Below are 12,900 nucleotides of genomic sequence, written 5' to 3'. Positions count from 1 at the left end.
TCGGCGGCCCGGACGGCCGGCGGCTCAACGACGCGACAGCGAACGGACGACGGGAGACCCCTGCGCATGACGAGTGACAGCCCTCTGCGGCGGCGCGGCCTGTTCAAGGCCGGCCTCGCCCTCTCCACCGCCGTGCTCGCCCCTGCCGTGACGGCCGCACGGGCGACGGCCGCACCGGCCGCGGCCGGTGCGCCCCTCGCGAGCGGAGCGCGCGCGGCCGTGGACGAACTGCGCGCGCTGGAGGAGCGCTACGCCGCCCGGCTCGGCCTGCACGCCCGCAACGTACGCACCGGAGGAACCCTCTCCTACCGGGCGGGGGAGCGGTTCGCGATGTGCTCGACGTTCAAGGCGTTCGCCGCCGCGGCCGTCCTGCGCGACCACGGCCGCTGCGCGCCGCTCGACAAGGTCGTGCACTACCCTCCGGCGGACGTCCTGGCCAATTCCCCGGTCACCGGGCAGCACGTCGACAGCGGCATGACCGTGGGCGAGCTGTGCGCGGCGGCGATCCGGTACAGCGACAACACGGCGGGCAACCTGCTGCTGCGCGAGCTGGGCGGACCGGCCGGCCTCACCCGCTTCTTCCGGTCCCTCGGCGACCGGGTCAGCCGCCTCGACCGCTGGGAGACCGACCTGAACACCGCCGTACCGGGCGATCCGCGGGACACGACCACGCCCGAGGCGATCGCCACGAGCCTGGAGCGGGTGGCCGTGGGGCGGGCGCTGACCGGCGGTGACCGGGAGCAGCTCGTCACCTGGCTGAAGGGCAACACCACCAGCGGCGAACGCTTCCGCAAGGGACTGCCCGACGGCTGGGTCGTCGGCGACAAGACGGGCACCGGGGACTACGCGTCCGCCAACGACATCGGCGTCGCCTGGACCACCCGCGGGACCCCCGTCGTGCTGGCGGTGCTCACCTCGAAGCCGGCGAAGGACGCCGCCGTGGACAACGCCCTCGTCGCCGACGCGGCCCGCGTCGTCGCACGCACCCTCGCCCCGGGCGAGTGACGACGGGCGCACCGCACCGGCCACTGGCCGCGTGTCCGTTCTCTGACTAGTGTCAGAGAATGGACGCGGCACAGATCGAACAGGTACGGCGCTTCAACCGGACCGTGGCCGAACGGGTGGGCGTGCTCCACGACCACTACCTGGGCGGCGACCGGCCCGTCGGCGAGGCCAGGCTGCTCTGGGAGATCGGTGAGCGGGGCAAGGACGTACGACGGCTGCGCGAACGCCTCGGTCTGGACTCGGGGTACGCCAGCCGGCTCCTGCGCGCCTTGCAGGCGGACGGCCTGGTGACGGTGGAGCCGCACCCCGGCGACCGCCGGGTGCGCACGGTCCGGCTCACCGCGGCGGGCCGCGCCGAGCGCGCCCTGCTCGACGCGTGCAGCGACGACCTGGCCGGCTCGCTCCTCGCACCGCTCAACGACGCCCAGCGCACCCGGCTGGTCGCCGCCATGGCCGAGACCGAGCGGCTGCTGACCGCGGCGACCGTCACCCTCGACACGGTCGCCCCCGGCCACCCCGACGCCCAGTACTGCCTGCGGTCCTACTTCACCGAGCTGCAGGAGCGCTTCGACACCGGCTTCGACCCCGCGCGCAGTCTGCTGCCCGACGCGGGGGAACTCCTGCCGCCGCGCGGCCTGTTCCTGGTAGCGCGGCTGCACGGCGAGCCCGTCGGCTGCGCCGGTCTGAAGCTCCCGCCGGGCGCCCCGGCGGAGATCAAACGCATGTGGGTCGCCCCCGGGGCCCGCGGGCTCGGCCTCGGCCGCCGCTTCCTGGCCGAACTGGAGGCGCGGGCCGCCGGGCACGGCCGCGACCTGCTCCGGCTGGACACCAACAAGGCGCTCACCGTCGCGCGGTCGCTCTACCGCTCGTGCGGCTTCCAGGAGGTGGCCGCCTTCAACGACGAGCCCTACGCCCACCACTGGTTCGAGAAGCGGATCACGCCGATGCCGGCCGGCGAGGCGGGCACGCGCTGACGACCGGGCTCGGCGCCCGGCGCGGTGACCGGCCCGGCGGCCGGGGGCCGGAGGGTCAGCGGGCGGGCGCGAGGAACGGCAGCAGCAGGTCCAGCAGGGCCGCGGGACGGTCGAGCGGGATGATGTGGCCGCAGTCCTCCAGGACGTGCCCGGTCAGCCGGTCGGCATGGGGCCGCAGCTGCTGTTCGAGCGCGCGGCCCACCGGGTCGGCGCCGATCGTGAGGGCCGGTACCGCCAGCCGGCCGGCGGCCACGGCCGCGCGGATCTGCCGGTCGCTGTCCGGCAGCGCCCGGTAGGAGCCCAGGGCCCCGCGCAGCGCCCCCGGACGGGCGTACGCGGCGACGATCGCGTCGCGCACCTCCTGCCGCACGCCGCGCCCGAGGGTGCCGCGATCGAGGAACCAGTCCACGTACGACGCCTCGTTCCCGGCCAGAACGGACTCCGCCAGACCCGGTTCGCGGTGGAAACCGAACCACCAGGGCGGCCCGCCGGCCAGGAAGTCCCCGGCGCCGGGCAGGCTGCCCAGCAGCGACTCCATCAGCACCACCCGCCGCACGAGGCCGGGCCGCCGCATGGCGAGCAGGAAGGCGGGCGGAGTGCCGGCGTCGATGCCGACCACCGCCGCGGAGGTCACGCCGAGGGCCGCCAGCAGGCCCTCGGCGTCGGCCGCCAGGGTGCCCGCGTCGTATCCGTCCGCCGGACGGTCGCTGTCCCCGAAGCCGCGCAGGTCGGGGGCGATCACGCGGTGGCGGCCGGCGAGCGGCGCGAGGACGTCGGTCCACAGCCGCCAGGTGTGCGGGAAGCCGTGCAGCAGCAGGACGGCCCGGCCCCGGCCGGCCAGCGCCACGTTCAGCCCGACGCCGCCCACCGTGACCCGGCGCAGTTCGACGTCGACCGCGGCGCCCGTGGCGTCGGCCGGTCCCGTCGTGTTCGTCGTACCCATGTGCGCTCCCTTGAGTAACCAATGGTGACAAGGGAACCGTAGGAAACTAATCTGGACCGGCCAAGACCGCACTTCTGCATCAGGTGGTGAGTTCCAGGTGACTTCCCAGGTCACGGACGTCCCCGCCCCCGCCCCGGGGCGCGGCGACCTGTTCGACCCGCAGTGCCCGACTCGCGGGCTGCTCGACCGCATCGGGACGAAGTGGACGTCGATGGCCGTCAAGGTGCTGGCGCGGGAGCACCCCGGCGAGGTGCGCTTCAGTGAACTGCAGCGCCGGATGCCGGGTGTCTCGCACAAGATGCTGTCGGTCACCCTGCGGAACCTGACGCGCGACGGTCTGGTCGCACGCCGGGTCGAGCCGTCCGTCCCGCCCGCCGTGCACTACCGGCTCACCCCGCTCGGGCTCTCCCTGGAGAGCGTGCTCGCCGCGGTCCGGGCCTGGGCAGAGGAACACATGGCCGAGGTGGACCGGGCGAACCGGACGGGCCTTCGGGAAGAGGACGGGTGAGGCGGGCGGTGGGGCGGGCCGGTCAGCCGGCCGGCATCACCGTCCGGAACTCCCCGTGCCCCGACCCCACGTGGTATACCGCCTCCCCGGCGGCCGGACGCAGCGGCCGGGCACCCGCCGGGGCGCCGGCCTGCCGTCCGGCGGCCGAGGGGACGTGGATCTCGGCGGTGCTGCCCGCCGGGACGTCCCCTGGGTCAGTCCACCGGCCAGGTGTGCACCGGCGCGTTGAGGTGCATGTAGTCGATGTACAACTGCGTCATCCGGCGCAGGGACTCGTGGCGGCCGGTGCGGCCGGCGGCGTCGAGGTGGTGGAACATCTCCTTCTGCCAGACCGCGCCGTTGCGGCCGGTGACGCACCGCTGCTCGATGATGCCGAGCAGCGGCTCGCGCCAGGCCTCGTCCATCCCGGAGAGTTCCAGCCCCTTGTGCGCCATCGGCAGCAGCCGGCGCAGGACCAGTTCGGGCACCGGGACCTCGCCCGTGCCCGGCCAGTACAGCCGGCTCTCGATGCCGTGCCGCGCGGCCGTGTGGAGGTTCTCCTGCGCGGCCGAGAAGGACATCCGCGACCACACCGGCCGGTCCTCCTCCACCAGAGCCCGCGTGATCCCGTAGTAGAACGCCCCGTTGGCGAGGGTGTCGGCGACGGTCGGGCCCGCGGGCAGCACACGGTTCTCCACCCGCAGGTGCGGCTTGTCCTGGGCGACGGCGTAGACCGGGCGGTTCCAGCGGTAGATGGTGCCGTTGTGCAGGGTCAGCTCGGCCAGTTCGGGGATGTCGCCGCGGTCCAGCGTCTCGGCGGGATCCTGCTCGTCGCACAGCGGCAGCAGGGCCGGGAAGTAGCGCACGTTCTCCTCGAAGAGGTCGAAGACGCTGTTGATCCACCGCTCGCCGAACCAGACCCGCGGCCGTACTCCCTGCACCTTGATCTCCTGCGGGCGGGTGTCGGTGGCCTGCTCGAACAGCGGGATCCGTGTCTCGTGCCACAGCTCCCTGCCGAACAGGAACGGCGAGTTGGCCGCCAGCGCGACCTGGACCCCCGCGACCGCCTGCGCCGCGTTCCAGTAACCGGCGAACTCCTCCGGGGACACCTGGAGATGGAACTGCGTGCTGGTGCAGGCGGCCTCGGGAGTGATCGTGTCCGCGTACGTGCGCAGCCGGTCGACGCCGTCCACCTCGATGTGCAGGTCCTCGCCCCGGGCCGCGAAGACCTGGTCGTTGAGCAGCCGGTAGCGCGGGTTCTCCGACAGCGCCGCCTGGCCCACGTCCTCCTGCCGCAGCGTGGGAAGGATGCCGATCATGATCAGATGCGCGCCGACCGACCTGGCGTGCCGGTCCGCGTGATTCAGCGCGGCCCGGATCTCGGTCTCCCAGGAGTCGGGGCCGCCCGCCGTCAGCGCCCGGGGCGGGATGTTGGTCTCGAGGTTGAACCGGCCCAGCTCGGTGGACCACGCCGGATCCGCGATCGCCTCCAGCACGTCGACGTTGCGCATCGTCGGCTCGGCCCGGTCGTCGACGAGATTCAGCTCGATCTCCAGCCCCACCTGGGGACGCTCGGACTCGAACCGCGCCTCCCGCAGCATCTGCGCGAACGCGTCGAGACAGTCCTGCATCTTGATCCGGTACCGGCGGCGGTCCTCGCGGGTGAAGACCATTGCCGGGACGTCCCGTCCCATCGGCGCTCCCCGGTCGACTCTGCCCCTCCTCGGACACCTGTCCCCCCAGCGTCGCACCACCGGCCCGCTCCGACCACGCGGGGCGCGGGGAGGCGCAGAGACGGAGAGGCTGGGGAGGGAGGCGGCGAGAGGGAGCGGCGGGGAGGAGGCGGAGACCCGGGGGCAGGCCGACGGCCGGGAGGCAGGGACGGTGCGGCGGTGTGCGGCGCACGCGTCCGTCAGGGGGAACCGGCTCGCCGGCCGCCCCGGTGGCCGGACCGTGGGAGATTCCGCGGATCCGGCGTTCGGCCCGGCCTCCGGCGCGGTAGCCGGAGCGGCGGTGTGCCGGACGGTGTGCGGCGGTGCGCCGGGCTCCGGGCGGTGTGCCGTGACCGGTGTGGCGCGGCGGCGAGGAGGCGGGCCGGGGCCGGCACCCCGGACGGCCCGCCCGACGGCGGGCTCGCCTTCGCTCGCGGTGCCTTCCGCGGCCCGGGCGGACTCCTGAGTACGACCGGCACCGCACGGCGCGCCGAGCGCCCTGCCGGTCCCTTACGGATCGCTGACGCCCGTCACCGCGCGGTCTCCGGGGCGGCGGCAGCGGTGCCAGACTCGCTGGTGTGAAACGCGTACTCGTCGTGGACGACGACCCGACCGTGTCCGAGGTCGTCGCCGGGTATCTGAACCGGGCGGGCTTCGCGGTCGACGTGGCCGCCGACGGCCCGGCCGCCGTGGCACGGGCCGCCACCCGGCCGCCCGACCTGGTGGTCCTGGACCTCATGCTGCCCGGCATGGACGGCCTGGAGGTCTGCCGCCGGCTGCGCCGCGACGGCCCGCTGCCCGTGATCATGCTGACCGCGCGCGGCGACGAGGAGGACCGGATCCTCGGCCTGGAGGTCGGCGCGGACGACTACGTCACCAAACCCTTCAGCCCGCGCGAGCTGGTGCTGCGCGTGGCGTCCGTGCTGCGCCGCGCCGCAGCGAGCGGGGGCGCGGAGGCCGGGGGCGGAGCGGCCGGGGGCCGGCTGAGCGCGGGCCCGCTCGCCCTCGACCGCACCGCCCGGCGCGCCACCCGTGACGGATCCGAACTGCCGCTGACCGCAAGGGAGTTCGACCTGCTGGAGTACTTCCTTCGGCACCCCGGCCGGGCCACGGACCGGGAGGAACTCATGCGTGAGGTGTGGGGCTGGGAGTTCGGCGACCTGTCCACCGTCACCGTGCACGTACGGCGGCTGCGGGAGAAGATCGAGGACGACCCGGCGCGCCCCCGGCTGATCAGCACGGTGTGGGGCGTGGGTTACCGCTTCGACCCTCCGGCGCCGCCGGCCGGACCTGAGCGGGGCGCGTGATGGCCGGTGACATGCTGCTCATCGCCCTCTACGCGGCGATCGGCGCGGCGGCGGCCGGGCTGGCGGGCGCGGTGGCACTCAGGTTGCTGCGCCACCGGTCGGTCGCGCTGTCGCTGGCGGTGGTCGCGGCCGTCACCGTGACGGCGATGTTCGCGGGCACCCTGCTGGTGTCGTCGGCTATGCTCCTGTCCGACCACGACCTGTGGGTCGTCACCGTCGTGTGCGCCATGGCGGCGGTCGTCTCGCTGGCGGTGGCGCTCGTCCTGGGCCGCGGCGTCGTCAAGGGCAGCCGGGCCCTCGCGCGGGCCGCCCGCGCCATCGGTGACGACGGCGGATTCACCCCGCCCGCCGAGCCGCCCGTGGCCGAACTCGCGGAACTGAGCCGTGAGTTGTCCGCCACGAGCGCCAGGCTGGCCGCCTCGCGTGAGCGGGAGCGGGCTCTGGAGGCCTCGCGGCGCGAACTGGTCGCCTGGATCTCCCACGACCTGCGCACCCCGCTGGCCGGTCTGCAGGCGATGACCGAGGCGCTGGAGGACGGCCTGGCCGACGACCCGCGGGTGTACCACGCCCGGATCCGCGGGGAGGTCGAGCGCATGAGCGACATGGTCGGTGACCTGTTCGAACTCTCCCGCATCCAGGCCGGCGTCCTCACCCTGGACCGGACCCGCCTGTCGGTCTACGACCTCGTCGGCGACGCCCTCGCGGGCGCGGGCGCACTGGCCAGGGAGCACGGGGTACGGCTGGTGGGGGAGGGCGTGGAGCCGGTGCCGGTGGAGGTCGACGGCCGTGAGATGTCCCGCGTCCTGGCCAACCTGCTCGTCAACGCCATCCGGCGCACACCCGCGGACGGGGCCGTCGCCGTCGCGGCCCACAGGGAGGCGGACGACGTCGTCGTGTCGGTGACCGACGGCTGCGGGGGCATCGCTCCCGAGGACCTTCCGCGCGTCTTCGAGACCGGTTGGCGGGGCAGTGACGCCCGGACCCCGCCCGCCGGGGCGGGCCTGGGGCTGGCCATCGTGCGCGGCATCGTGGAGGCCCACCGGGGCCGGGCCACGGTACGCAACGTGCCCGGCGGCTGCCGCTTCGAGGTCCGCCTGCCGGCGGCCGGCTGAGCCGGGGGTGTTCCCCCGTGGCGGGGTCGGCGCGGCGTTCTGCGAGGTGCCCCTGCGGCCGGACCGTGCGGCCCTCCCCGGCCCTCCCCGGCCCTCCCCGGTCCTCTCCGGTCCTCCCCGGGGCGCCGCGCGGTGCGATCCGCGGGCTCAGGCGTGCCGGTAGCGCTCGGCGAGACGGGGGCTCTGCGCGCCGAACGCCGCGAGCTGGGCCTCGGACACGGCACGCAGCAGCCGGCTGTCCTCGACACCGGGGGCGCAGACCACCTCGCCCAGTTCGAGACCGCGCAGACCGGCGGTGACCACGTCCTCGGCGGACATACGGGCAACGGCGCTGAGGTCGAGGCCCTGACGCTCGTGGAACTCCGTCGCCACTACGCCGGGGCACAGGACCTGCACCCGGACCCCGGTCCCGCTCAGCTCGGCGTGCAGCACCTGGGACATGGTGACGAGGTGGGCGAGTGTTCCGGCGTAGACGGCGCGGCGCGGCATCTGCTCCGCCGGGGCGGGTCCGCTGAACGCGATCATGCCGGCCACGTTCACGATCGCGCCGGCGCCGCGGGCGAGCATCCCGGGGACCGCGGCGCGCGTCAGCAGGGTCGGAGCCGCCACCTTGACGTGCAGCAGTTCGCGCGCCTTTTCGGCGGGGAGGTCCGCGAAGGGCATGTAGTGCGCCACCCCGGCGTTGTTGACCAGCATCGACAGCGGTTCGCCGGCGCACAGGGCGGCGACCGCCTCCACACCGTCGTCGGTGGACAGGTCGGCCACCACGGGACGGACCCGGTCGCCGGGGAAGCCGGCGGCCAGTTCCGCCAACCGGTCGGCGCGGCGGCCGACGGCGATCACGTCGTGCCCGTCGCCCGCGAGACGCCGGGCGAACGCCCTGCCGATGCCGGAGGTGGCCCCGGTGACGAGTGCGAGCTTGCTCATGACGGCTCCTGTACGGGATAGGTGAGGCGGACGCCTCGACGGCTTTGACCGTCCCACCCTGCGCGCGGGCGCCGACGGCCTGCCAGTGCCCCCGTGGTCCTGGTCGCGGCGGGACCAGGACCACCCGGGCCGTCCGCCGCCTCCTGACGACATGAAACGGTGGGCCGACGTGACATGGCGGCCGGAGTGGGCCGGCGCGACTCGGCGGGCCGGCCGCTCCGCCCCGGAGCCCGCGCCCCCGCCCGCGAGCCCGCCCGGCGCCGGTCGCCGCCCGCCGGGGGCCGCGGCCGCCCCCTGCCGGCACACCGCCGACCGCGTCCCCGCCGGCCCTGCGGCCTTCCGCCTGGCCGGCGCCGACCGGCCCGAGGACCGGGACTACGGGGACGAGGCCCTGACACGGCGGTGCCCGCCGTTCACCGCTGCGGGCGCCGGCGGAGACTCACGCCCCGCGGTGCACGATGTGGCCGCCGGTCACCGTGAGCCGTACCGGGGCCTCGGCGACCTCGTCGGCCGGCGCTTCGACGGGGTCGGCACCCAGGGCGGTCAGGTCGGCCCGGAACCCCCGCCTGATGCGCCCGGCGACGGCACTCTCACCGGCGGCGACGGCCGCGTGGGTGGTGCAGCCCTCCAGCGCCTGGGCACCGGTGAGCCCCGCACGGGCGGAGGCCGCTCCCCGGGGCGCCCGCGCGGTGGCCAGGACGGCGCGGACGTCATGGTGGGCGACGGGCCAGTCCGAGCCGAGGGCGACGACCGCGCCGGCGTCCCGCAGGTCGCGCAGCCGCCAGGCCCGCCGGGCGCGTTCCTCTCCCAGGCGCACGGACCACTCGTCGGACCGGTCGGCCCGGGTGTAGGCCGTGTGCGGCGGCTGCATCGAGGCGATGACGCCGGTCCGGGCGAACCGGCCGACGATGTCGTCCGGGACGGACTCGATGTGCTCCACCCGGTGCGTGAGGCGGGCGCCCTCGCCCAGCGCCGCCACGGTGTCCAGGACGTGCCGCACGGCCGCGTCCCCGATCGTGTGGGTCGCCGTGCGTACTCCCGCGCGGTCCAGGAAGCGCACGGCCTCGCCGTAGGCGGCCGGGTCCGGCCAGAACGCCTCGGTTCCCTGTCCGTGGCAGTCGGGGTGTTCGAGCCAGGCCGTGCCGCCCTCGACGGTGCCGTCCATGAAGAACTTCACCCCGCCGATCTCCCAGTGCCTGCCGCCGCGCCCCTGCAGCGCGACCAGTTCCTCCAGGTCCTCCTTGGCCGCCCCGGGCATGCACCACGGGGCGAAGCGCAGCCGCAGTGGAAGGACGGTGTCCTCGGCGACGGAGCCGACGAGGTCCGGGTCGCCGATGTCCATGACGTGGGCCCCGGTGAGCCCGGTGGCCGCCATGGCGGACAGCAGCTCGGTCAGCCGGGCGCGCCGCGCGGCCCGCGACGGCCGTGGCATGACCGTGGTGACCAGGTCCATCGCGGCGTGTTCGACGAGGTGTCCGGTCAGGCGCCCGTCGGGGTCCGTCGCGAGGTGCGCCCGCTGCGCGAACGCGCGTGGTCCGGTGATCCCCGCCGCCTTCAGCGCCGCTCCGGTGGCCAGGGCCGAGTGTGCGTCGTACAGGCGCAGGAAGGCGGGCGCCCCCTCCAGGACGTCCTCGATCAGGGCCCGGTCCACGGGTCGGCCGCCGAACACGTTGTGGTCCAGGCCGAAGCCGACGACCCACCCGTCGATCCGGTCCGCCGCGGCGAGCGCCGACCGCAGCCCGTCGAGGTCGCGCACGGCGGACAGGTCCACGCCGGTGGTCATCTCCAGGCCCATCACGGGGTGGCTGTGACAGTCCACCAGGCCGGGCACGAGATGGGCGCCGGCCAGGTCCACGACCTCGGTGCCGGGTCCCCGCCAGTGCCGTACGTCGTCCTCGTCGCCGACGGCGGCGATCAGGCCGTCGCGTACGGCCACGGCGGTGGCGTGCGGACGTTCCGCGTCGAGGGTGCGGACGCGGGCACCGGTGAGGACGAGGTCGGCTGCGGGCATGAGGAGGGCTCCTGGTCTGGTCGGCGGGTCACTGGTCGGGGAGAAACGGGTTGGAAGGGGGGGCGGCCGTAACACCGGCCGGTGGCAAGGTGGTTACGCCCAGGGCCGGCCCAAGGGGCGGCTCGGGGGGCTGCCGGGGGCTGCTCAGTGGGTGGCGGGCGCGGGGGCGGCGGCCGGTTCCGCGGCGAACCGTTCGTAGACGGCGGGCCGGTTGCGGCGCAGCCACCGGGCGAGCGGGAGGCCGGCGAGGAAGACGAGCGGGACGACGGCCGCCAGGACGGTGTTCACCGTCGCGGACGCACCGGTGAACAGGTCGAGGTGCGCGACGACCAGCACGATGGCGGTGGCCAGGAGCACGGCGGCGGTCACGGGCGCGACCACCGTGCGCAGGACGCCCTCGCGGTGCCTCACCCGCCGGAAGTACAGCGGAACGGCCAGCGCGGCCAGCAGTTGCAGCACCAGCAGACCGAGCATGCCGGGCGTGTTCACCCACAGCAGCAGCTGCTGGTACGGGTCCGCGCCGGCGGCCGCGAAGACGAGGACGACGGCGGCGCCCAGCACGGTCTGGACGGCCCCGGTGACGTACGGGGAACGGTGGCGCGGGTGGACGCGGGCCAGTGCCCTGGGCAGGATCCCTTCCTCGGCGAGGGCGAGCCCGTAGCGGTTGATGGCGTTGTGGAAGGCGAGCAGGGAGGCCAGGACGCTGGTCACGATGAGCACGTGCATGGCGTCGGCGGCCCAGCCGCCCACGTACGTCGTGATCGCGGAGAAGAACAGTCCGGCGGGGTCGCCGCCCGCGGCCCGCACGACCTGGGCGTCCCCGAAGGCCTGGATCGCGATCCAGACGACGAACGCGTAGAACAGGCCGAGGAATCCGACGGCGAGGTAGGTGGCGCGCGGGACCGTGCGCGCGGGGTCGCGGGCCTCGCGGCGGTAGATGACGGTCGACTCGAAGCCGGTGAACGCCGCGAACGCGAAGGCCAGCACCGCCGCCATGCCCGGCACCAGTACGTGGCCCGGGGCGAAGGAGGCCGCCGACAGTCCGTGCGCCCCGCCCCTGGCCAGTACGCCGACGGCGAGGAGGACCAGGATGCCGGTCTCGGCGGTGAGCAGGACGCCGAGGAGCTTTGCGCCGAAGTCGATGGACCGGTAGCCGCCGTAACCGATGACCAGCAGACCCGCGAGGGAGACCGGCAGCCAGGGGACGTGGCCGCCGGTCAGCGCGTGCACGGTGTCCTGCGTGGCGGTGCCGAGGAGCCCGTAGACGCCGATCTCCATGCCGTTGTAGCCGAGCAGGGCCAGCAGCGCGGCGCCGATGCCGACGCGGCGGCCGAGCCCGCGGGTGATGTACGCGTAGAAGGCGCCCGCGCCCCGGACGTGGCGGCTCATGGTGGTGAAGCCGACGGCGAAGACGGCCAGGGTGATCCCGGCGAGGAGATAGCCGGCCGGGGCGCCGATCCCGCCGAGCATGATGGCGAGCGGAGCGACCCCGGCCATGACCGTGAGCGGTGCGGCGGCGGACACCACGAAGAAGGCGATGTCGGTGGTGCCGAGCGACCCCGGGCGCAGGGTCGGGGCCGGGGGAGCGGCGCTCTCGGAGGGGCGGGGGCTGGGGGTGGTGACGGGCATGGGGAAAGAGCCCTTCTGGCGGCGGGCGCGGAGGGATGACGGCGGACGGCAGGCGTGCGGGATCTCCGGAGCCGTAAATCTAAAGGCTTTCGGTTTCCGCAATGTAACCTTCCGTTCGTACGGATGGGAAGACCCTGAAGGGGGAAGCACGCCATGGGGCGCCCGCGCACGGCTCTGCTCGACCAGGAGCGCATCACCGCGACCGCACTCGGACTCCTCGACGAGCAGGGCGAGTTCAGCGTCCCGCAGATCGCCCGGCGCCTCGGGGTGCAGACCGGCTCCGTGTACCACCATGTCGACGGCCGGGACGGGATCGTGGAGCTGGTGCGCGAGCGCATCGCCGAGGCCATCGACACCGCGACCCTGGACGTGCGGCCCTGGGACGCCGCCCTCGCGGGCTGGGCCCGCTCCTACCGCGCCGCCTTCGCCGCGCACCCGAGGGCCATCCCCCTGCTCATGGCCAACGCGGTGCGCGCCCCCCGGGTACTGGCACAGTACGAACGGGCCGTCGCCCTCCTGCTCGAAGCGGGCTTCGCCACCGCCGACGTCATGCGGGTCATCACCGCCCTGGAGAATGTCGTCCTCGGGTCCGCGCTCGACCTCGCCGCACCGGAGGCCATGTGGGAGATCGCCGACGCCTCCGCCACCCCGCGCCTGGCCGAGGCACTGGGCGCGGTCCGCGGCAGCCGCACCGACCAGGCCTTCGAACTCGCCCTGGAGGGCCTGCTCGCCACGGCACGGCGCGTACGGGAGGGCTGAGGCACGCACCGCGGGGGCGGGGACACCCGCCCGC

The 12,900-nt window shown here is 74.9% G+C and carries 11 protein-coding genes; 6 read left to right on the top strand and 5 right to left on the bottom strand.

What is annotated here, in order from left to right; genetic code table 11:
• The first annotated feature begins 66 nt into the window (after positions 1 to 66).
• Entirely contained in the window at positions 67 to 1,005 is a 939-nt protein-coding gene (bla, locus tag AC6I72_RS01370; protein ID WP_497998798.1) for a class A beta-lactamase, read from the top strand.
• Between the two features lie 59 nt (positions 1,006 to 1,064).
• Positions 1,065 to 1,979: a bifunctional helix-turn-helix transcriptional regulator/GNAT family N-acetyltransferase gene (locus AC6I72_RS01365; RefSeq protein WP_497998797.1), complete on the top strand. Its 915-nt coding sequence runs from the start codon at positions 1,065 to 1,067 to the stop codon at positions 1,977 to 1,979.
• A gap of 55 nt (positions 1,980 to 2,034) precedes the next feature.
• On the opposite strand, the gene AC6I72_RS01360 is transcribed toward AC6I72_RS01365, so the two are convergent.
• Positions 2,035 to 2,922, bottom strand: coding sequence for an alpha/beta hydrolase (locus AC6I72_RS01360; protein WP_497998796.1), 888 nt, complete (start codon positions 2,920 to 2,922; stop codon positions 2,035 to 2,037).
• 97 nt (positions 2,923 to 3,019) lie between these two features.
• On the opposite strand from AC6I72_RS01360, the gene AC6I72_RS01355 reads away from it, so the two are divergent.
• Entirely contained in the window at positions 3,020 to 3,430 is a 411-nt protein-coding gene (locus AC6I72_RS01355; RefSeq protein ID WP_497998794.1) for a winged helix-turn-helix transcriptional regulator, read from the top strand.
• A gap of 194 nt (positions 3,431 to 3,624) precedes the next feature.
• On the opposite strand, the gene AC6I72_RS01350 is transcribed toward AC6I72_RS01355, so the two are convergent.
• Positions 3,625 to 5,103, bottom strand: a complete 1,479-nt coding sequence (locus AC6I72_RS01350) for a glutamate-cysteine ligase family protein (protein WP_497998792.1) — start codon at positions 5,101 to 5,103, stop codon at positions 3,625 to 3,627.
• 596 nt (positions 5,104 to 5,699) lie between these two features.
• Between AC6I72_RS01350 and AC6I72_RS01345 the strand changes: the two genes are divergently transcribed.
• Both AC6I72_RS01345 and AC6I72_RS01340 read left to right on the top strand, forming a co-directional pair.
• On the top strand, positions 5,700 to 6,428 hold the full coding sequence (locus AC6I72_RS01345) for a response regulator transcription factor (protein WP_497998791.1): 729 nt from the start codon (positions 5,700 to 5,702) through the stop codon (positions 6,426 to 6,428).
• Positions 6,428 to 7,540 carry a sensor histidine kinase gene (locus AC6I72_RS01340; RefSeq protein WP_497998789.1) on the top strand — a complete coding sequence of 371 codons (1,113 nt, stop codon included), beginning with the start codon at positions 6,428 to 6,430 and terminating at the stop codon, positions 7,538 to 7,540. Before AC6I72_RS01345 ends, AC6I72_RS01340 begins: the two co-directional genes overlap by 1 nt.
• A gap of 147 nt (positions 7,541 to 7,687) precedes the next feature.
• Here AC6I72_RS01340 and AC6I72_RS01335 read toward each other — a convergent pair whose 3' ends face one another.
• The 3 genes from AC6I72_RS01335 to AC6I72_RS01325 form a co-directional block, all read right to left on the bottom strand.
• Positions 7,688 to 8,467, bottom strand: coding sequence for an SDR family NAD(P)-dependent oxidoreductase (locus AC6I72_RS01335; RefSeq protein WP_497998787.1), 780 nt, complete (start codon positions 8,465 to 8,467; stop codon positions 7,688 to 7,690).
• 439 nt (positions 8,468 to 8,906) lie between these two features.
• Positions 8,907 to 10,478, bottom strand: coding sequence for an amidohydrolase (locus AC6I72_RS01330; RefSeq protein ID WP_497998785.1), 1,572 nt, complete (start codon positions 10,476 to 10,478; stop codon positions 8,907 to 8,909).
• A 144-nt stretch (positions 10,479 to 10,622) separates the two neighbouring features.
• Positions 10,623 to 12,107 (bottom strand): APC family permease, encoded by a 1,485-nt coding sequence (locus tag AC6I72_RS01325; RefSeq protein ID WP_497998784.1) that lies wholly within the window; start codon positions 12,105 to 12,107, stop codon positions 10,623 to 10,625.
• A gap of 153 nt (positions 12,108 to 12,260) precedes the next feature.
• Here AC6I72_RS01325 and AC6I72_RS01320 point away from each other — a divergent pair, with 153 nt between their 5' ends.
• Entirely contained in the window at positions 12,261 to 12,866 is a 606-nt protein-coding gene (locus AC6I72_RS01320; RefSeq protein ID WP_497998783.1) for a TetR/AcrR family transcriptional regulator, read from the top strand.
• The last annotated feature ends 34 nt before the right edge of the window (positions 12,867 to 12,900 follow it).

The sequence above is a fragment of the Streptomyces sp. Xyl84 genome (assembly GCF_059731885.1).
This window is presented reverse-complemented; position numbering and strand designations above follow the sequence as displayed.

Excerpts from the sequence above, each read along its gene's own strand:
- bla (WP_497998798.1), top strand. The coding sequence starts at position 67 with ATGACGAGTGACAGCCCTCTGCGGCGGCGCGGCCTGTTCAAGGCCGGC.
- AC6I72_RS01365 (WP_497998797.1), top strand. The coding sequence starts at position 1,065 with ATGGACGCGGCACAGATCGAACAGGTACGGCGCTTCAACCGGACCGTG.
- AC6I72_RS01360 (WP_497998796.1), bottom strand. The coding sequence starts at position 2,922 with ATGGGTACGACGAACACGACGGGACCGGCCGACGCCACGGGCGCCGCG.
- AC6I72_RS01350 (WP_497998792.1), bottom strand. The coding sequence starts at position 5,103 with ATGGGACGGGACGTCCCGGCAATGGTCTTCACCCGCGAGGACCGCCGC.
- AC6I72_RS01340 (WP_497998789.1), top strand. The coding sequence starts at position 6,428 with ATGGCCGGTGACATGCTGCTCATCGCCCTCTACGCGGCGATCGGCGCG.
- AC6I72_RS01335 (WP_497998787.1), bottom strand. The coding sequence starts at position 8,467 with ATGAGCAAGCTCGCACTCGTCACCGGGGCCACCTCCGGCATCGGCAGG.
- AC6I72_RS01330 (WP_497998785.1), bottom strand. The coding sequence starts at position 10,478 with ATGCCCGCAGCCGACCTCGTCCTCACCGGTGCCCGCGTCCGCACCCTC.
- AC6I72_RS01325 (WP_497998784.1), bottom strand. The coding sequence starts at position 12,107 with ATGCCCGTCACCACCCCCAGCCCCCGCCCCTCCGAGAGCGCCGCTCCC.
- AC6I72_RS01320 (WP_497998783.1), top strand. The coding sequence starts at position 12,261 with ATGGGGCGCCCGCGCACGGCTCTGCTCGACCAGGAGCGCATCACCGCG.